The organism is Sphingomonas sp. CFBP 13720, assembly GCF_014842075.1.
Lineage (GTDB): Bacteria > Pseudomonadota > Alphaproteobacteria > Sphingomonadales > Sphingomonadaceae > Sphingomonas.
Genome location: NZ_JACYVA010000001.1, coordinates 659,348 through 678,418 on the forward strand (window position 1 = coordinate 659,348; position 19,071 = coordinate 678,418).

19 protein-coding genes are annotated in these 19,071 nt (G+C 66.8%); 10 read left to right on the plus strand and 9 right to left on the minus strand.

Annotation, left to right across the window (positions count from 1 at the left end):
• Positions 1-109 precede the first annotated feature (109 nt).
• Together IFT55_RS03230 and IFT55_RS03235 are read left to right on the plus strand one after the other, a co-directional pair.
• A complete protein-coding gene (locus IFT55_RS03230) occupies positions 110-868 on the plus strand; it encodes a sterol desaturase family protein (RefSeq protein WP_192089028.1) in 759 nt (252 codons plus the stop codon).
• Positions 869-937: 69 nt separating this feature from the next.
• The gene (locus IFT55_RS03235) at positions 938-2,086 is read left to right on the plus strand and encodes an N-acetyltransferase (RefSeq protein ID WP_192089031.1); all 1,149 of its coding nucleotides are present in this window, start codon (positions 938-940) and stop codon (positions 2,084-2,086) included.
• 58 nt (positions 2,087-2,144) lie between these two features.
• On the opposite strand, the gene IFT55_RS03240 is transcribed toward IFT55_RS03235, so the two are convergent.
• From IFT55_RS03240 to IFT55_RS03265, 6 genes are all read right to left on the minus strand, one after another.
• A complete protein-coding gene (locus IFT55_RS03240) occupies positions 2,145-2,387 on the minus strand; it encodes a hypothetical protein (protein ID WP_192089033.1) in 243 nt (80 codons plus the stop codon).
• Between the two features lie 38 nt (positions 2,388-2,425).
• Positions 2,426-2,689: a hypothetical protein gene (locus IFT55_RS03245; RefSeq protein WP_192089035.1), complete on the minus strand. Its 264-nt coding sequence runs from the start codon at positions 2,687-2,689 to the stop codon at positions 2,426-2,428.
• 562 nt (positions 2,690-3,251) lie between these two features.
• A complete protein-coding gene (locus IFT55_RS03250; protein WP_192089037.1) occupies positions 3,252-3,593 on the minus strand; it encodes a hypothetical protein in 342 nt (113 codons plus the stop codon).
• 71 nt (positions 3,594-3,664) lie between these two features.
• Positions 3,665-4,969 (minus strand): amidohydrolase family protein, encoded by a 1,305-nt coding sequence (locus tag IFT55_RS03255; RefSeq protein WP_192089041.1) that lies wholly within the window; start codon positions 4,967-4,969, stop codon positions 3,665-3,667.
• Positions 4,966-6,375 (minus strand): amidohydrolase, encoded by a 1,410-nt coding sequence (locus IFT55_RS03260; protein WP_192089699.1) that lies wholly within the window; start codon positions 6,373-6,375, stop codon positions 4,966-4,968. The genes IFT55_RS03255 and IFT55_RS03260 overlap by 4 nt, the downstream gene beginning before the upstream one ends.
• 47 nt (positions 6,376-6,422) lie before the next feature.
• The gene (locus tag IFT55_RS03265) at positions 6,423-7,253 is read right to left on the minus strand and encodes a hypothetical protein (RefSeq protein ID WP_192089043.1); all 831 of its coding nucleotides are present in this window, start codon (positions 7,251-7,253) and stop codon (positions 6,423-6,425) included.
• A 103-nt stretch (positions 7,254-7,356) separates the two neighbouring features.
• Between IFT55_RS03265 and IFT55_RS03270 the strand changes: the two genes are divergently transcribed.
• The 8 genes from IFT55_RS03270 to IFT55_RS03305 all read left to right on the plus strand — a co-directional run bounded on the left by IFT55_RS03270 (position 7,357) and on the right by IFT55_RS03305 (position 15,935).
• A complete protein-coding gene (locus IFT55_RS03270) occupies positions 7,357-8,031 on the plus strand; it encodes a DUF4129 domain-containing protein (RefSeq protein ID WP_197976279.1) in 675 nt (224 codons plus the stop codon).
• Positions 8,032-8,063: 32 nt separating this feature from the next.
• Complete coding sequence (locus IFT55_RS03275) at positions 8,064-9,251, plus strand: hypothetical protein (protein ID WP_192089045.1); 1,188 nt, start codon at positions 8,064-8,066, stop codon at positions 9,249-9,251.
• Positions 9,248-10,204 (plus strand): AAA family ATPase, encoded by a 957-nt coding sequence (locus tag IFT55_RS03280; RefSeq protein WP_192089046.1) that lies wholly within the window; start codon positions 9,248-9,250, stop codon positions 10,202-10,204. Before IFT55_RS03275 ends, IFT55_RS03280 begins: the two co-directional genes overlap by 4 nt.
• Positions 10,201-11,427 (plus strand): DUF58 domain-containing protein, encoded by a 1,227-nt coding sequence (locus IFT55_RS03285; RefSeq protein WP_192089048.1) that lies wholly within the window; start codon positions 10,201-10,203, stop codon positions 11,425-11,427. Before IFT55_RS03280 ends, IFT55_RS03285 begins: the two co-directional genes overlap by 4 nt.
• On the plus strand, positions 11,424-12,413 hold the full coding sequence (locus IFT55_RS03290) for a stage II sporulation protein M (RefSeq protein WP_192089049.1): 990 nt from the start codon (positions 11,424-11,426) through the stop codon (positions 12,411-12,413). Before IFT55_RS03285 ends, IFT55_RS03290 begins: the two co-directional genes overlap by 4 nt.
• 16 nt (positions 12,414-12,429) lie before the next feature.
• Positions 12,430-13,335, plus strand: coding sequence for an RDD family protein (locus tag IFT55_RS03295; protein ID WP_192089050.1), 906 nt, complete (start codon positions 12,430-12,432; stop codon positions 13,333-13,335).
• Positions 13,336-13,387: 52 nt separating this feature from the next.
• Positions 13,388-15,157 (plus strand): sensor domain-containing diguanylate cyclase, encoded by a 1,770-nt coding sequence (locus tag IFT55_RS03300; protein ID WP_192089053.1) that lies wholly within the window; start codon positions 13,388-13,390, stop codon positions 15,155-15,157.
• A 109-nt stretch (positions 15,158-15,266) separates the two neighbouring features.
• Positions 15,267-15,935, plus strand: a complete 669-nt coding sequence (locus tag IFT55_RS03305) for a hypothetical protein (protein WP_192089055.1) — start codon at positions 15,267-15,269, stop codon at positions 15,933-15,935.
• Here the strand turns inward: IFT55_RS03305 and IFT55_RS03310 are convergent.
• Genes IFT55_RS03310 through IFT55_RS03320 form a run of 3 tightly spaced genes read right to left on the minus strand, consistent with a single transcriptional unit; the run spans position 15,921 to position 19,068 of the window.
• Positions 15,921-16,763, minus strand: coding sequence for an HpcH/HpaI aldolase/citrate lyase family protein (locus IFT55_RS03310; protein WP_192089057.1), 843 nt, complete (start codon positions 16,761-16,763; stop codon positions 15,921-15,923). The genes IFT55_RS03305 and IFT55_RS03310 overlap by 15 nt on opposite strands.
• Positions 16,760-17,209: a MaoC family dehydratase gene (locus IFT55_RS03315; RefSeq protein ID WP_192089059.1), complete on the minus strand. Its 450-nt coding sequence runs from the start codon at positions 17,207-17,209 to the stop codon at positions 16,760-16,762. Before IFT55_RS03315 ends, IFT55_RS03310 begins: the two co-directional genes overlap by 4 nt.
• Positions 17,206-19,068, minus strand: a complete 1,863-nt coding sequence (locus tag IFT55_RS03320; RefSeq protein WP_192089061.1) for an acetyl/propionyl/methylcrotonyl-CoA carboxylase subunit alpha — start codon at positions 19,066-19,068, stop codon at positions 17,206-17,208. Before IFT55_RS03320 ends, IFT55_RS03315 begins: the two co-directional genes overlap by 4 nt.
• Positions 19,069-19,071 lie beyond the last annotated feature (3 nt).

A 19,071-nucleotide genomic window follows, 5' to 3' on the forward strand; every position in this document is an offset into this window, starting at 1 on the left:
CGACCGGAATTGGCACGGAATCGTCGCACTTTGGCCGCAAACCGCGGCCAGTGGGATCAGGATGGGCGTGTTAGCCCAAATCGGGATTTGAAGTAAGGAAGTTGGGCCGATGACCGCAATCACCGAGAAGCAGGGCTTCTGGAAGAAGGCGCACCATCTCGACAAGATGACGTTCCGCGAACTCGTTGTCGCGTTTTTCCAGTATCCCGCGATCATCGCCTATCTGGCGCTGTCGGTCGTGGCGATGGGGCTGTTCGCGTGGAATCCCGCGCCGCTGGTCCCGACGCTTGCCGCCGTTGCGGTCGCCGTGTTCGCATACCCGCTGGTATGGTACGTGCTGCATCGCTGGGTGCTGCATTCCAACTGGATGTTCAAGTTCGCGCCGCTGGCCGCAACTTGGAAGCGTATCCATTACGACCATCATCAGGACCCCAACCACCTGGAAGTGCTGTTTGGCGCGCTCCACACCACCCTGCCCGCGATCGCCGTTGCGACCGCACCGGTGGGATATGCGATCGGCGGGTTCGGCGGCGCGATGGCGGCATTGGCGACCGGGCTGCTGACCACCTGCTTCTATGAGTTTTGCCATTGCATCCAGCATCTCGCCTATAAGCCCAAGAACAAGTTGCTGGTGGCATGGAAGCGGAAGCACATGGCGCATCATTTCCATGACGAACATGGCAATTTCGGCATCACCAACTTCTTCTGGGACAAGATTTTCGGCACGCACTACGAACGGTCGGAACGCCCCGAAAAGAGCCCGACCGTCTTCAACCTCGGCTATACCGAGGATGTCGCGAAGCGTTATCCGAAGGTAGCCGAACTGTCCGGCGGCGTAGCGAAGGGGCATCCGCGCTATCGCGGCTGATCCAGACGGCATTTGAAATTTCCGACGGGGCGGCGCATTGCCGCCCCGTCTTTCGTTTCGGGGGTAGTCATGTCGCTCAAGGTCCGTCCCGTCCTCACCGCCGCCGATCGCAAGGCATTCATCGCGCTTCCCTATCGGCTGTATGCCAAGGATCCGCATTGGGTGCCGCCGCTAAAATCGGAAGTCGCGGGACAGATCGATCCGAAAAAGAATGCGTGGTTCAGCCACGCCGAGGCACAATTGTTCCTTGTGGAACGTGGCGGTGTGGTCACTGGTCGCGTGTCCGCCCATCTCGATACGCTTGCGCTGACCATGCCGGCCGACAAGGGCTTCGGTCCCGGCACCGGATTTTGGGGGATGTTCGAGGCGGAGGATGCGGCGACCGCTGCGCTGCTGATCGACACGGCGGAGCAATGGCTGCGCGACAAGGGCATGGCCCGCGCGATCGGTCCGTGCAGCCTGTCGATCTGGGAAGAACCGGGTCTGCTCATTAAGGGCTATGACCATAGCCCGACCGTGATGATGGGCCACCACCTTCCCGCCTATCGCGGCTGGATCGAGGGTGCTGGCTATGCGCCGGTCAAGCAGCTGCTGACCTACGACCTTGATATCGTGAAGGATTTTCCGCCGATTGTTCAGCGGATCGTCGCGGCGGGTGAAAAGAACCCGCGGATCCGCATCCGTCGCGTGAACAAGGCGAAGTTCGCGGACGAGGCCGCGATCATCCTTTCCATCCTCAACGACGCATGGTCCGACAACTGGGGGTTCGTACCCCTTACCCCACCCGAAGTCGCGGACGTGGGCAAGAAGCTGAAACCGATCGTGTTCGAGGATCTGATCCGCATCGCGGAACTGGACGGCGAACCGGTGGCGTTCATGATAACCCTGCCCGACCTCAACGAACCGTTGAAGCCGATGGGCGGATCGCTGCTGCCGTTCAATTGGGCGAAGCTGTTGCTATGGCTGCGCAAGCCGAAGGCGCGGACGATGCGGGTGCCGCTGATGGGCGTGGTCCAGAAGCTGCAATCGTCGCGGATGGCGAGCCAGCTTGCCTTCATGATGATCGAATATATCCGCCGCGACGCGGTGGCGAAGTTCGGGGCGACGCGTGGCGAAATCGGCTGGGTGCTCGACGACAATCAGGGCATGAACGCCATCGCCACGACGATCGACAGCAAGGTGAACCGGATCTACCAGCTCTACGAACGCTCGCTGTAAGTCCGCGACGTTCCGGGCCGGTCCGGCCTGAAGCGTCGCGGAGTATTCCGTGCGGCGATCAACGTCCGCGCGACGTTTCGAGCGGGTCGGTACCGCGTGCCAGCCATTCGGCGCGGGTGTGGCAGATCTTGCGGCGCAGATGCGAACCGGTCGTTTCAACCTTGTAGCAGTAGCGGGTGTTGGGGCTGACGGCGACTTTCGTGGTTGCGGTATCGGCTGCAGGCCTCGCCGGGTCGGCATTGGCGAAGGCAGGCGTTGCGGTGGCGATCACGGCGGCGGCGATAACGATCGAACGGAACATCGGGTACACTCCTGTTGGCTTGGCGGTGATGGGCGGGATCAGCGGCGGGCAAGCGCGGCGTCGATGTCGTAGCCCTTTGCGGTCAGATTCTTGCGGGTGTCGCAGATCCTCTTCTTCAGGCGCGATGCCGGCTGATTCATCACGAGGCAGTAGCGGGTTTCGGCCGAAGCCTGACGGGCACCGAGGTTGACGACGATCCCGGTGGAGTTGTCGCTCGGCGGCGAAACGGTGGGTTCGGCGGCGTAGGCCGACGTGGTGGCGACGAAACCGAGGACGATCGAAGCGGCGAAACGGATGGTCATGGTGCTTTCTCCCTGCGCTGTCCGGCGTCGAACCGGACTTGCAGAGAGTATTGCAGCGACCGTGCCAGTTTCTCACGTCTAGCAATTTCAACGACTTAGCGGATGACTACATCTGTAGCTGTGGTAATTCCCACTAATGTGGCGCGCATGATGCTATAGGTTGGGAAGCTTTTTCCGATGAAATCGGTTAAGCGTGCCGTTGATGGGTTCGTAACGACACAGCAGCCAACACACCCCATAACGGTGAGCCGGTGATGGGCCGTCCGACGTAGTCTGCGGGTTGAACGGAGTTCGGGCAGCCAAGCCGATCGATTCCGTTGCGACGGTGCAGATTGGGACCCGGCCAGCCACTGCGGTTGCGCAACAGCGCGCAGCCGGTGCGGCGGATCGTATCGAGCCGGATCACACGCGCTGAAAGCATGCGATATCCGGTCGTCGGCGACCCGGTGGATCGCACCCGCGTGCGATCAGCCCGGCAATTGCCAGGCTTACTCTCCGGTTTCGAATCGTTTGAGTTCATGGCCTACGTCGTCAGCGATCGACGACGGTCATCCAACGGGCTCTATCGTTGGGGCGTAAAACTCGTGACGTTGGCCATGCCGTTCGCCCCGAACGTGATGATATGACGCGACCCTTCCTGACAGGTGGCGACCCAGCTTCCCGGCTTTTCGCCCGGCTCCGAACCGGTCACGCCCTGACAGGGCAGGCCCGCATCGCGGATGGCGCGAATGAACACGCCTTCGCGCTGGCCCGGTGACAGCGCGGCAACCTTCGTCGCCATTTCCTGCGCCTGTCGCTGGTTGGCGACCGCCGTTTCGTTTGCGGCGGCCTGCTCCTGCGCGCTGGGGCCGCAGGCCGCGAGCATCAGCGATCCCAGCATCGTCAACGGCAAGCCACGCATCATTCCGTCTCCTGTTGCATCGCGCCGGACGCAGTCGATAGGACAATCATCGACTGCGCCCGGCGGTTCCTGAATCAGCGTTGATACGCCTTGGGCAGTTCCTTCTCGGCCGCGTCGAGATACCGGTCGCGCAGGCGAAGCTGGCGATTGCCCAGCGGTTGCTCGACGCCATCGATGAACACCTGCGTCGGCATCGATCCGATCTCCAGCGGGTCGCCGTCCCACAACACGACGTCGCCACGGCGACCGGCTGCCAGCGACCCGATTTCGCCGCCCATGCCGATCGCCTGCGCCGGAAGCGACGCGATCGTCGCGAATGCCGCGTTCCAGTCCAGCCCGGCCGCGCCGGGAATCTTCGACAACGCCACCAGATTGCCCGCGAACTGGCGCACCAGCCGGGCTTGTCGCGCCTCGTCCTCGTTGATCATTCCGATCGCAACGGTAACGCCCGCCGCTTTCATCCGCCCGATATTCGATTGCGTAGCGGCAAGCTGTTCAAAACTGGCCGGCAGATCGGCGAGCGCGGTCGCGATGACTGGCACTCCCGCCGCCGCGATTTCGCGCGCGACGGTCCAGCCTTCGGTCGCGCCGACCAGCACCGGACGCAGCCCCGCGAACTCGCGCCGCAGCGCCAGCACGCCCAGAATGTCGGACGCCCGCTCGACATGGATCAGCAGCGGCACCTGTCCCGACAGCACGGCCTGCAAAGCCTGCGCATCGGCGCGGGTGAGCAGCGAATCCTTCCCACGATCGGTGAAACTTGCGGGGTTCCGGCCGTAAGCCTGCGCCTCGAACAGGATGTTGCGGAACATCGCCAGCGCCGCCGGGCGGCTGCCGCCCGCGAGTTGCCCGCCGGTTTCGCCCCATTCCATGAACTGGAAGGCGCGCGGGCGGGTGATCGGGTCCATGTCGCTGGCAAGGTCGATGACGGCACCCTGCCCGGCGAAGACCGAACCTGCCGCCTGCGGTGCGACGACTGCACGGGTCACCCCGTCGCTGCGGTTGATGGCGAGCGGCGTCGCGCGTGGATTGACCGCAGAGGCGATGTCGATCGCAGCGCTGAATACCGACGATCCGGCGCGGGCATCGTTGGTTTCGGACACGCCGTCGACCTCGACCACGCCCAGCCGGGTGAAGCCTGCGACGATCCCCGGCGTGACGAACCGTCCGCCGGCATCGACGCTGCGAACACCGGTGGGCACCGCGACGCCGCGCCCGGCGGCAACCACACGACCGGCGCGGATGACGACCGTGCCGCCTTCGACCGGGGCCGATCCGTCGCCGATCACCAGTTTGGCGTTCGTGACCACGACGTCCTGCGCGGCGGCGGGGAAAACGGCACCGGCCAGAAGCAGGGCGGAAAGGATCAGGCGCTTCACTTCACATCCCCTTCGCCGGGCTGGCCCAGCTCGAAATCGGATACCGGACGCAATCGTGGATCGTTCGCGTCGTACAGCAGCGCGCCGTCGATCCACACCTTTTCCGGTCGGGTATAGACGCTGAATGGATCTCCGTTCCACAATACCACGTCGGCCATCTTGCCGGCCTTCAGCGAACCTGTGACGCGATCGATGCCCAGCGCGCGGGCCGGATTGATGGCCAGCCACGTCCACGCATGCTCCTTGGTCACCGGAATGCCGGCACGACGCGCGGAACCGATGACCTTGGCCACTTCCTGATTGAGCCGCTGAATACCGTTGGCATCGTCCGAATGAATCATCGCGCACGCGCCCTGCCGGTCGAGCAGCGCGAGATTCTCGCCGATCCCGTCATAGCTTTCCATCTTGAAGCCCCACCAGTCGGCCCAGACCGCCGAACAGACGCCACGCGCCTTCAGCAGATCGGCGATCTTGTAGCTTTCGACGGCGTGGTGGAACGCCGTGACCTTGTACCCCATCTCGTTGGCCATATCCATGACGACGGCCATTTCGTCGGCACGATAGCAGTGGTTGTGCACCAGTATTTCGCCGTCGAGCACGCCGCGCAGCGTGTCCATCCCGATGTCACGCGCCGGGGCTTCGCCGCCGTCCGCCTCGTATTTGTCCCACTTACGGTCATATTCCTTCGCGCGGAGCCACGTCGTGCGGTCTACCGCGACATTGCCCATCCGGGTCGACGGCATGCGCCCCTTCGATCCATAGACGCGCTTCGGATTCTCGCCGCATGCCATCTTGAAGCCATAGGGCGCGCCGGGAAATTTCATCGCCTGCATCGTCCGGCCATAGACGTTCTTGAGCGTGACCGACCGCCCGCCCATCAGATTGGCCGAACCGGGCAGGATCTGCAGCGTCGTCACGCCGCCATTCGCCAGCGCGCGCCCGAAACCGGGGTCCTGCGGCCAGACGCTGTGTTCGGCCCATACTTCCGCCGTCACCGGGCCGGTCATCTCGTTGCCGTCCGAATTGGCTTCCACGCCCGGGCTGGGGTAATCGCCCAGATGGCTGTGGACGTCGATGATGCCAGGGGTGACCCATTTGCCCCGTCCGTCGATCACGCTCGCGCCGTCGGGTGCGGCGATCGTCTGCGCGACCTCAACGATCTTGCCGTCGCGGAACAGCACCGATCCGCCCTCGATCCGGCCCCCTTCGCCATCGAGAACCGTGACGTTGGTCACCAGCGTGGGCCGCCCCGGATAGGCCCGGTAGGTCGACGGGAACGGATCGTGGTCATAACCCTTGCCCGCGCCCGGCCCCTTCCCCGGACCGGCCGGTTCGGACGATGCGGAGCGCACGTCCTTGCCGCCCGCTTCGCTGCACGCCGCCAGTCCGCCGGCCAGTGCCAGCATCGTCAATGTTCGGATCACACCATACCCCTTCGAAACCTTGAACAATTCTACGCGAAGACCGCTTCCAGATCGCGGGTGCCGATGCCCCCCTTGGCGGTTCGCACTTCGTGATAGACAGCGGCCAACAGCGCGGGCGGAATCGTGCCGAGCAGCGTGGCCGAAACCAGATTCGCCGCCGCCATCCCCAACAGACCGGTGCCGCGCATCGCGACCGTGAGCACGCCCGCCAGCACGCTGACCACCATCCAGAGGATGCCGATCAGGAGCAGCAGCACGAGCAGCCGCCACCGCATGCCGCGCATCAATTCGCTGCTGCGCCCGAAACTGCCCAATATCGTCGCGTCCTCGACCGCGACGGCGGGCAGCGCGACGAACCATGTCAGTAACAGAAGAAGGCCGGGTACGATCAGCACCGAAAGCCCGAGCAACATGCCCAACGCGAACAGGATCGTGACGACGATCGCGATCGGGGTGCGGCGCAACGCATGGATCGCCACGTCGCGCGGCACGACCGACCGGCCGTCGAGCGTCGTGACCGCCGCCGCGATTAGGATCATCTGGCAAAGCGGCCAGGCGAGAACGCCGAACAGTGCCTGAACCACCATCAGGTTGCCGGATCGATACTGCATCATTTGCACTTCGAGCATGTTCATTCCGCCGGCCAAGCTCGACATTCCAAGCTGCGGCAAGGCGTTCAGGACGAAACTGGTGACCAGAAACAGCAGCGGCGCACCGCCGATCCCGGCGAAGGTGTTCGACACGACCTGCCCGACGCCGAACGGCCATTCGGACCGCCGCCCTTCCAGCCACGCGCCGATCGGTGCGACGACCAACAGCCCGACCGGCAGCATCAGCATCAGAATTGCGAACGCGATCATCCGGTCCCCCGCCGCGGCCCCCCGCGTCTCCATCGAAGGTAGGAGCGAAAAGCGTTGCATGTAAATCGGTGATTTGCTCCAAGAGCGCCGCAAAGGGGCTGATGTGGCGCGGGGGACGATCGCAACGACAGGGGCGGAAACGCCGGGCGCGGCCCCGCCGCCGCTCGACCCTGATCGCGTCGCCGCCGCATGGGGTCAGATCCGCGCTGATCGCTCGATCCAGTTCGATCTGCCGGTGAAGCCGGTCGAGACGCCCGACCCGCCTCCCGCATGGCTCGAACCGCTGTTCCGGGGGATCGGGCACTTTGTCGAATGGGTCGGCGGCGGGTGGCGGGTGCTGTTGTGGGGGTTGGGCTTTACCGTCGCCATGGTGTTGCTGGTGACGTTCTTTCCAGCCCTGCGCGACTGGCTGCGCGAGCGTTTCGGACGCAGCGGCGCCGCGACGGAACCGGACTGGGTGCCCGGCGAGACGGCGGCCCGGGCGCTGTTGGAAGACGCGGACGCGCTGGCGGCGGGGGAGCGGTTCGACGAAGCGGTCCATCTGCTGCTGTTCCGCAGCATCGATGACATCGCGGCATGGCGCGGCGATCTGGTCCGGCCTGCGCTGACCAGTCGCGACATCGCACGCGCCGATGCACTGCCGCCCGCCGCGCGGGGCGTGTTCGCCGGGATCGTCGCGGCGGTCGAACGCAGCCTGTTCGGAGGCGCACGACTGGACGCCGCCGACTGGCACCGGGCGCGTGCCGACTATGCCGGTTTCGCGCTGGGCGCGCGGTGAACGAATCCTCACCCTTTGCGGTACGGACGGTCGTGATTCTCGTGATCGGCGGCGCATTGCTGCTGCTCGGCGCGATCCTGTTGTCGGGGTTCGGTGGCGACGTGGCGCGGATCGTTGGCGATGCCCCGGCGGCGGATCGCAAGGACGGCGCCGGCTATCACGCGTTCCGGCGGCTGGTCGATACGGTTCAACCCGCCGCCGCCGCCGATGGCGACCCGGCAGGCGCTGCGCCGATCCTGATCCTGACACCGTCCGAAACCACCCGACCACAGGACGTGAAGGCGATCGTAGACCGTCGGATCGCGATGGCCGAAGCGGCAGCGGAAGACGATGACGGCGAGGACAGCGAAGGCCCCCCGCCCCGCTACGCCACGCTGATCATCCTGCCCAAATGGCAGGTCGCGAAACTGCCGTTGCAGGGCGCGCGGGTTCAGCGCACGGGATCGGCCGACACGTTCAAGGTGATGCAGTTCATTCCGACCAATGCCGAATGGCACGGCGAGCAGGTCCGCGACACTGGGCCGATGGCGGACACCGTATTCACCGGACTGCGCCCGTTCGCGGTCGTCGGCCCGGTACAGGCGGTGAAGGGAAAGGCGATCACCCCGCTGATCGGCGCACGGGACGGCGCGGCGGTGCTGGGCCAGATCGACGGCAGCGATACGTTCGTGCTGGCCGATGCCGATCTGGTCAACAACCGCGCGATGGCGGACGAACGCAACGCGTTGGCCGCGCTGGCGATGTTGCGGGCGATCGACCCCGAACATGGCGGCGCGGCGACGTTCGACCGTTCACTGCATTTCGGCGCGGGCGACCGCAATCTGGTGAAGCTATTGTTCCTGCCGCCGTTCCTCGGCGTCACGCTCGCGCTGATCGCGGCCGCGATCCTGGCGGGGATCGCCGCCGCCAACCGGTTCGGCCCGATCGTACGGGAACACCGGGCGCTCGCGGCAGGCAAGCGCGCCCTGATCGACAATATCGTATCGCTGACCCGGCTGGCCGGACGGACCCGCAACGCCGGCGCGCGCTATGCTGACACGATGCTGGAGACGATCGGACGTCGGGTGGGGTTGGGCGCGGGCGCCGCGATCGACCGGCTCGACGCGATCCATCCGGGCTATTCCGACATCGACCGCAGCTTGCGCGACGCCCGTACCGAGGGGGAAGCACTGGCGGCGGCGACGCGACTGCATGCATGGAAAAAGGAAACGGGCGCATGACGCTGGATGAGGTACGGTCGCTGGGATCGGCGATCGACCGGGAAATCGCGAAGGCGGTGGTGGGGCAGCAGGATGCCGTCCGCCTGCTGACCATCGCGCTGTTTTCCGCCGGGCACGTGCTGCTCGAAGGACCACCGGGCACCGCCAAGACCTTGCTTGCGCAAAGTTTCGCCCGGACGCTGGGGCTGCAATTCGGACGTATTCAGTTCACGCCCGATCTGATGCCGGGCGATATCATCGGGTCCAACCTGTTCAATTTCCAGACATCGCAGTTCGCGCTGACCCGCGGGCCGGTGTTCTGCGAATTGCTGCTGGCCGACGAGATCAACCGCACCCCTCCCAAGACGCAGGCCGCGTTGCTGGAAGCGATGCAGGAACGTCGCATCACGATCGACGGGCGTACCGAGACGCTGTCCGACCGCTTTACCGTCGTCGCGACGCAGAACCCGATTGAGCAGCAGGGCGTGTATCCACTGCCCGAAGCACAACTCGACCGATTCCTGTTCAAGATCGCGATCCCGTGGCCGACACTGGAAGCTGAACGCGCGATCGTCGCGCAATATGGCACGCGCACCGGCAGCCCCGCCCCGCAGGATTCGGGTGTGGCGCAGGTAGCCGACGCCGGTGCAATCGCCGCCGCGCTGGACGCGGTCGGCCGGGTGCGGCTGGTCGACGAGGTGATCGACTATATCGTCCGGCTGGTCCGTGCGACGCGTGAACATGGCGATCTGTCCAGCGGGGCATCGCCGCGCGCGGCATCGGCACTGGCGGCGGCGGCACGGGCCGGCGCGGCGCTCGACGGGCGCGACTATGTCATCCCGGATGATGTGAAGGCGCTGGCCCCCGCAATGTTGCGGCACCGCCTGATCCTGTCTCCCTCGGCCGAAATCGACGGGCGTCGCGTCGACGACGTGGTCCGCGCGTTGATCGATTCGGTCGAGGCGCCCCGGTGATCTATCCCACGCCCCGCGCGATCCAGCTGACCGCGCTTGCCGCGCCGGTCGCGCTGGCGCTGGGCGTGCTGGCGCCGGCCGGGTGGATCGCCGCGCCGGTGTGGATCGCCGCGATCGCGTTGCTGGTCGTCGCGGACGGCGCGCTGGCCCGCCGGCCGGCGGCGACCGAGATCGAACTGCCGGTCACGTTGAATGTAGGGGAGACGTTCCGCGTCGTCGGCGATGACCGCGTCGTCGCGATCGACGGCCCGATCGAACGGATCGCGCCCGGGGAGTATCGTGCGGTTCGACGCGGCAAGGCACGGCTGCGTCGTTTGTGGCAGCGGCACGCCGGGCCGCTGGGGCTTGCGTGGCGGCAGCGCAGCGTCGCAGCCGATCGCGCCATCGCCGTCCTGCCCGATATCCGCCCGGTGCGCGATCAGGGCATGCGCCAGTATCTGGACAGCGTGAACACCGGAGCACGCCTGCGTCGCGACAATGGCGACGGGCAGGATTTTCAGGTGCTGACCGATTTCCAGCCGGGCATGGAACGCCGCACGATCGACTGGAAGGCGTCCGCCCGCCACGCATCGCTACTGGCCCGCGAGTTTCACACCGAACGCGACAACACGATCGTGTTCGCGATCGATGCCGGGCGGTCGATGAGTGACCCGTTGGGCGACATGCCCCGCGTCGATCGCGCTGTTTCCGCAGCACTTTTGGCGGGGTTTGTGGCGTTGCGGTCGGGGGATCGGGTGCGGATATTCTCATTCGCAGCGCGCCCGCAGGTCGACAGCGGCAGCATTACGGGATCGCGCGGCTTTGCCCGGCTGCACCATGCCGCCGCCGACATCGAGTACGGGACCGAAGAAACCAACTATACGCTGGGGCTGGTCACGCTGGACAGCAAGCTCGACCGCCGCAGCCTGGTCGTGCTGTTCACCGAGTTCACCGATCCGACCAGCGCCGAGTTGATGCTGGCGGCGGCGGGACGGATGCTCAAGCGCCACCGGGTGCTGTTCGTGCTGTTCCGCGATGGCGAACTGGAGGAACTGCGCGATGCCGAGCCGGTCACCGCCGACGATCTGGTCCGCGCCAACGTCGCGCATTCGTTGCTGCGCGACCGTGCGATCGTGATCGAGCGGTTGCGCCGCATGGGCATCGACGTCATCGAGACGACCGCCGACGCGATGCCGCTGACGCTGGTCGAACGCTATGTATCGCACCGGGAGCGCGCACGATGACGATCGCCTTCGCCACCCGCCATTTCCGCGCCGAACGCGAAAGCGACTGGGCACAGCTCGAAACGCTGCTCGACCGGATCGAAAGCAAATCCCCGCGCAAGCTGACCGACGACGATCTGGCCGACCTGCCCCGGCTGTACCGTGCCACGCTGTCGGCGCTGTCGGTCGCCCGCGCGACGTCGCTCGACGCCAGCCTGGTCGGCTATCTCGAAGCATTGTCGACCCGCGCCTATTTCGTGCTGTACGGCTGTCGCGAACCGTGGGGGCAGCAGATCCGCGCCTTCTCTACCACGACATGGCCACGATCGGTCCGCGCGCTGTGGCCCGAACTGCTGCTGTCCGCCGCATTGCTGATCCTGAGCGCGGTCGCCGCATACCACCTCGTCCGCACCGAACCGGCATGGTATGCCGCGATGCTGTCGCCCGAACTGGCCAATGGCCGCGACATGTCCGCAAGTGCGGCGACGCTGCGCGAAAGCCTGTACGGCGAACCACGCGAGGGCGGACTGGAAATCTTCGCGACCGCGCTGTTCACGCATAATTCGCAGGTCAGCATCCTCGCCTTCGCGCTGGGGTTCGCGTTCGGCATCCCGACGATGATCCTTGCCGTCCAGAACGGCGCGATGGGCGGTGCGATGTTCGCCGCGTTCGTCCCCCACGGGCTGGGCTGGGGTTTCTTCGCGTGGCTGATGATCCATGGCACGACCGAATTGTCGGCGATCGCGATCGCATCGGCGGCGGGCATCCATATCGGCCGCAGCGTGGCGTTTCCGGGCGAGCGCGGTCGGCTGGCCGCCGCGGCCGAAGCCGGACGCCGCGGCGCGATCGTGATGATCGGCGTCATCCTGATGCTGTTGATCGCGGGCCTGCTGGAAGGATTCGCACGGCAACTGGTCCGGGACGATACGGCACGGCTGGCGATCGGCGGGGCGATGCTGACGCTGTGGATCGTCTATTTCACGCTGGGGGGTCGCCATCGTGGATAGCGAGGCGGAGGGCTGAATGGCGATGCTGCGCCGCAAACCGCGACCGGCCCGGGTCGCACGGACGCCCCGCACGCTGGAGCGCGATCTGGTCACGCCCGAAGGCGTGACGCTGCGCCTGCGGCTGGGATCGGGCGGTGCGCGCGCGGCGGCGTTCCTGATCGATGCGATCATCATGCTGGCGGTGCTGATCGGCGCCACGTTGCTGATCTTCTTCGCCGCGATCGGCGGGCCGACGGGCGGAGAGTCGCTGTACGCGATCGTCTGGCTGCTGGGCGCGTTTGTCCTGCGCAACTTCTATTTCGTGCTGTTCGAGGCGGGGCGGCGCGCGGCCACACCGGGCAAGCGCCTGCTGAAGCTGCGCGTCGTGTCGCGCGACGGCGGGCGGCTGACCGGGTCGGCGGTGCTGGCTCGCAACCTGATGCGCGAGGTCGAGATCGTCCTGCCGCTGATGTTCCTCGCCTTTGCTACGGCGGAGGGGATGGTGTCGCGCTGGACCGCGATCCTCGGCTTCGGATGGGCGGCGCTGTTCCTGTTCCTGCCGCTGTTCAATCGCGACCGGATGCGCGCGGGCGATCTGATGGCCGGCACGTGGGTGGTCGAACGCGCCGTCCGCAAGCTGGGCGACGACCTGTTGATCCAGACGGCGCATGCGAACCAGCAGCGCCGGATCGCACCGTTCACGCCGGCCGAACTCGACGCCTATGGTGCATTCGAATTGCAACGGCTCGAAGACGTGCTACGCCGCAACGATCGCGCGGACATGTATGCAGTCGCCACGGCGATCCGTCGCAAGATCGGCCGCGGTGACGATGAAGCGGATCTGGCGTTTCTTGAAGCCTATTATGCCGCGTTGCGGGGTCATCTTGAACGCAAGATGCTGTTCGGGCATCGCAAGCGCGATAAACACGATGTGACGACATGATTGCCGGGCGGGACGCAACCGCCGATTAACCCGATGACGCTATAGTCCGGCCATGGCGAATATGCGCAATACCCGTTTTATGATCGGCACCGTCGCCGGTCTGGCGTATTTCGCGATCGCGATGCTATCCATCCTGACGCAACCAGATCACGTACCGGCAGGGCCGTGGCCCGCCACCGGATGGCTGGTCGCGCTGTTGACGATCCGTGACCGGACGCAACGGCCCTTCATCATGGCATGCAGCGCGATCGGCAGCATCGCGGCAACGTGGCTGTTCGGCCATGGTATTGCCGCCGCCGTGCCGATGGCCGTCGCCAACATCGCCGAAGCATATGTCGCCGTGGTGCTGTTCGACCGGTTCGGCGGGCGAAAGGTCGCGCTCGATTCCTTCGTTCGGCTGGGGTGGTTCGTGCTGGCGGTCGGGATTGTCGGCCCCGCCATGGGCGCGACGATCGCGGCGACCGCTGCGGTCTGGTTGCCCGGCGTGCCGGGCGGCAATCTGTGGCTGCACTGGTATATCAGCCATGCGCTCAGCGCGCTGGCGTTCACGCCGGTATTGTCGCTGATCGTATCGGGCGGGGCGCGGCGCTGGGCAGCGCGTGCTTCGCGCCGGCAGATCGTCGAATTCGCCCTGCTGCTGGCGGCGACGGCCGGCATGACGATCGGCGTCTTTGCGCAGGATAATCTTCCGCTCCTGTTCCTGCCGATCCTGCCGATGATCCTGACCACGTTCCGCGCCGGTCATGTCGGAGCGGCGGCGACCATCTTGATCATCGCGGTGATCGGCGGCCATGCCACGCTGAACGGATCGGGACCGGCGATGATGGCGTTGAGCACCGGCGACGTACCGATCCAGTTGTTCGAACTATATCTGGCGTCCGCCGCGCTGACCGCGTTTCCCGTCGCGGCCGATCTGGACCGTCGCCGCACCATCTACGGCCGGCTGCGCGACAGCGAGGCGACGTATCGGCTGCTGGCGGACAATTCGACCGACATCGTGCTGCGTCTCGATCCGGCCGGACGCATTGCCTATATCTCGCCATCGGTGCGGCAGTTGCTGGGCTATGCCCCATCGGCCCTCATCGGGACCAAGGCCTTGCGACTGGCGACCGACACCGATCGTGATCTGGTGCTACAGGCGCATCGCGACATGCTGACCGATCCGCGGGGTACGCAGATCGTCGAACATCGCGCGCGCAACGCGGGTGGCAAGCTGCGCTGGCTGGAGGCGCATGCACGCGCGGTGATGGACGGGGACGATGTGACGGGCATCGTGGCGGTCGTCCGGGACGTGTCCCACCGCAAAATGCTGGAAGCGAAGCTGGAACGCGCCGCCGCGACCGATTCGCTGACGGGGCTTGCCAACCGGCGCGCGTTCGATTCGGCGCTGGACGCGATGATCGAAGGCGCATCGTCCGGCGGGTTCGCGGGGTGCGTGGCGCTGTTCGACCTCGACCATTTCAAACGGGTCAACGACCGGCACGGCCATCAGATCGGCGACAAGGCATTGCGCGTGTTCAGCCGGATTGCGACCGGAGCGGTGCGCGACGACGATCTGGTCGCGCGGCTGGGCGGGGAGGAATTCGGCATCCTGCTGCCCGGCGCGGATATCGAACAGGCGATCGTCATCTGCGAACGCATCCGCGCGACGCTGTCCGAAACGCAACTGTGCGCGGGCGACCGGACGGTCGAACTGACCGTCAGCGCGGGTATCGCGGCGATCGACCCGGCGTCGGGATCGGCAGCCGCGATGCACGCCGCCGACCTTGCGCTATATCGTGCCAAGGCCGACGGCCGCGACCGGTTGCGGCGCGCGGCATGAACGACGTGACGTACGCAAGACGATTGGCGACAGGTACGCGCCGTGCGATACCACGCGCCCCCGATCATGCCGGCAGGCGGCGGGACCAACCATCGGGAAGGACGAGATGATGCGCGACGGATGGTATCGCGACCCGCGGATCGCGGTCGCGCTGGCGACCGTCGCGGCGGCGATCGCCGGATCGGCTGCGGCGATGGACGGGCAGCCGGTATGGCGCATCGTGTTGCTGACGCTGGCGGCATTCGCGCTGGTCGTGTGGAGCTGGTTCGCGCTGCAGGGGCTGGCGTGGCTGTGGCAGCGGCCGGGCCGGACGGAGGTGTTGCGCGCGCTGGCGTTGCAGCACAGCCAGCACGGCTTCAACCAGGCGGCATGGAGCCGGTTCGAGCGCGACGCGGCGATGCTGCGCATGCTGCTGGTCGAACGGGCGCTGATCCCGATCGAAGCCGAGCTGGTGCGCCATGCCGCAACGGTCGAACGGTATGACGCGCCCGCCGCCGCGCTGCCCGCCTTTTCACGCGCGGCGGCGCATTGGTACGACATCGCGTCGCAGGCGCATGCCGGGCTGCCCAAGGCGACGCCGACGCCAACGCCCGCCGCGCTGGAGGAAGCCGCCGATCTGGTGCCGATGCGGCTGATGGCCGAAGAGGATTATCGCGCCGCGCTGCATTACATGGCGGTCAACAAGCGGCTGGGCGTCGACCGCGCCGCCGTCGAGCGCGAACGCGCGGTGGCGCTGCGCAAGCTGGCCGCGCCGCCGCCCGCGCTACCCGCCGAATGACAGGATGCGCCGCGCCTGTTTGAGGTGCGGTGCGTCGACCATGCGTCCGTCGACCCGCAGCGCCCCCGCCCCCGGATTGGCGGCGAAGGCGGCGACGATCGCGCGGGCCCGTTCGACCGCATCCGCATCGGGCGTGAAGGCAGCGTTGATCGGTGCGACCTGTGACGGATGCAGCGCCATCATGCCGGTGAACCCGTCCCGCGCCGCGCGCGCGGCATAGGCGGCAAGCCCCGCGGCATCGTTCAGCGCCGGAAAGACGGTATCGATCGCCGCCACCCCCGCCGCGCCCGCGCCGAACAGCGTCAGCGATCGGGCGAGTTCGTAGGGCGCGGTATAGCTGCCGTCGTCGTTACGCGAGGTCGCGGCCCCGATCGCGGCAGGCAAATCTTCCGCCCCCCATGTCAGGCCGGTCAGCCGGTCGGCGACGGCGGCATAGCTGCCGAGCTGAAACATCGCCGCCGGGGTTTCAGTGGCGATCGGCAGCAGCTTTACGTTTGCCAGTCCGCGTTCGTGCAGCATCGCGTCGAGGAGGGTGATCGTCGCCGCCCCCTCCGCCTTCGGCACCATGATCGCATCGGGCAGCACGCCCACCAGTGCATCAAGATCGTCGGCGACGAACGGTGTTTCGATCGGATTGATCCGTACGAAGCGCGCGACCCCAGCCGGGGTGCCCAGCCAGTCGCGCACCGCCGCCCGCGCGGCCGGCTTCGCATCGGCGGTGACGGCGTCCTCCAGATCGAGGATCACGGCGTCGGCACCGCTGGCCGCCGCCTTTCCAAAGCGTTCCGGCCGGTCGCCGGGGACGAACAGCAGCGACCGCAGCCTCATGGCCGACGCTTCAGCAACGCGGTGCGCAGGCAGGTGCAGACCAGTTCGTCGCGCTGGTTGCGCATGCCGTGTTCGAACGTCACGATGCCGGCATCGGGGCGCGATCGGCTGTCCTTCAGCGCCACGACCGCGGTTTCGGCGCGCAACGTGTCGCCGATGAACACCGGCTTCGGGCTGAGCAGCTTGTCGTAGCCGAGATTGGCGACGAGCGTGCCGAGCGTCGTTTCGCCGACCGACAGCCCGACCATCAACGCGAAGGTGAAGGTGCCGTTGACGAGAATCTGGCCGAATTCGGACGCGCGCGCTGCCTCCGCATCGATGTGCAGCGGCTGCGGGTTATGCGTCATGGTCGAGAACAGCAGATTGTCGGTTTCGGTCACCGTCCGGCGGATCGGATGGTCGATCCGGTCGCCGATCTGCCATTCGTCGTAATAGCGTCCGGTCATGCGGCGTCCTTTGCGATACGGGCGAGGACGACGCCTTCGGCCACCTGATCTCCCGTGGCGATGGTCAGCGCCTCCACGGTCCCGTCGAACGGGGCGAGCAGCGCCTGTTCCATCTTCATCGCTTCCAGCACCAGCAGACGCTGACCGGCAGTCACGACGTCGCCCATGGCGATATCGACCGCGATGACGCGGCCCGGCATCGGCGACAGGATCGCGCCGTCCGACGCGGCCGCCCCGCCTCCGCCGCCCGCGACCGGCGGGGCGAAGGCCCAGCCCTCGCCATCGGCGAAGATCACGCGGTCCTCGCCGATCGCGACCGGCGGCGGTCCGGCTTCGGCGACGGCGACGTGGGTCTTCCCGCCGATCGCGACCGCCACGCGCAGGTCGGCGGTGGCGTTGGTGCGGAAGCCGGTAAGCGCACCCCATGGCCCGCCGGCCGGGTCGGTCGGGACCAGCGCCGCCGCCGCCGCTGCGATCACCGCTTCCGACGGCTGCGGTTCGGGAACGAGGACGTCCAGATGCCGTTCGATGAAGCCGGTATCGATCCGCGCCGCCCTGAAATCGGGATGCCCGGCACAGGCGGCAAGGAAGGCGGCGTTGGTGCGGACCGGCCAGACCTCCACCGACGATGCCGCCTGCGCCAGCGCACCCGCCGCCGCGTCGCGGGTTGGACGATGGACGATCAGCTTGGCGATCATCGGATCGTAATGCGGCGTGACCTCGTCGCCCTCGCCGACCCCGGCGTCGACGCGGATATCGGTCGGCAGGCGCAGATGCGTCAGCGGCCCGGTGGACGGCAGGAAGCCGGTCGCGGGATTTTCCGCATAGAGCCGCGCTTCCATCGCCCAGCCGGTGATCGACAACTGGTCCTGCCGCAACGGCAACGGTTCGCCCGACGCGACGCGCAACTGCCATTCGACCAGATCGGTGCCGGTGATCGCTTCGGTCACCGGGTGTTCGACCTGCAACCGCGTGTTCATTTCCATGAACCAGATACGGTCGGGGCGAAGGCCGTCCGACCCGTCGGCGATGAATTCGATCGTTCCCGCCCCGACATAGCCGACCGCATGCGCCGCGCGGACCGCCGCGTCGCAGACGAAGGCGCGGGTCGCGGCATCCATGCCGGGGGCAGGTGCTTCCTCGATCACCTTCTGATGGCGGCGTTGCAACGAACAGTCGCGTTCGAACAGGTGGACGACCGACCCGTGCGTATCGCCGAACACCTGCACTTCGATATGGCGGGGCGACAGGATGTATTTTTCGATCAGCACCCGGTCGTCGCCGAACGCCGCCGCCGCTTCCCGCCGGCAACTGCCCAGCGCGTCGGCAAAGGCGTCGCCGGCATCGACGCGCCGCATCCCCTTCCCGCCACCGCCCGCCACCGCCTTGATGAGCACCGGATAGCCGATCGCATCGGCTTCCGCGCGCAGCCGTTCGGGCGACTGGTTCTCACCCAGATAGCCGGGGGTCACCGGCACGCCTGCAGCGATCATCCGCGCCTTCGCCGCGTCCTTCAGCCCCATCGCGCGGATCGCGGCGGGCGGCGCACCGACCCAGACGAGCCCGGCGGCGGCGACCGCTTCGGCGAACCCGGCATTTTCGGACAGGAAGCCATAGCCGGGATGGATCGCGGCTGCGCCGGTCGCGTGCGCCGCCGCGAGGATACGGTCGGCGACCAGATAGCTGTCGCGTGCGGGCGCGGGGCCGATACACACGGCCTGATCCGCTTCCCGCACGAAGGGCAGTCCGGCATCCACGTCCGAATGGACGGCGATCGTCCGAACACCCAGCGCGCGCGCGGTGCGGATGATGCGGCGCGCGATTTCGCCCCGGTTGGCGATGAGCAGCGATTCGATCATGCG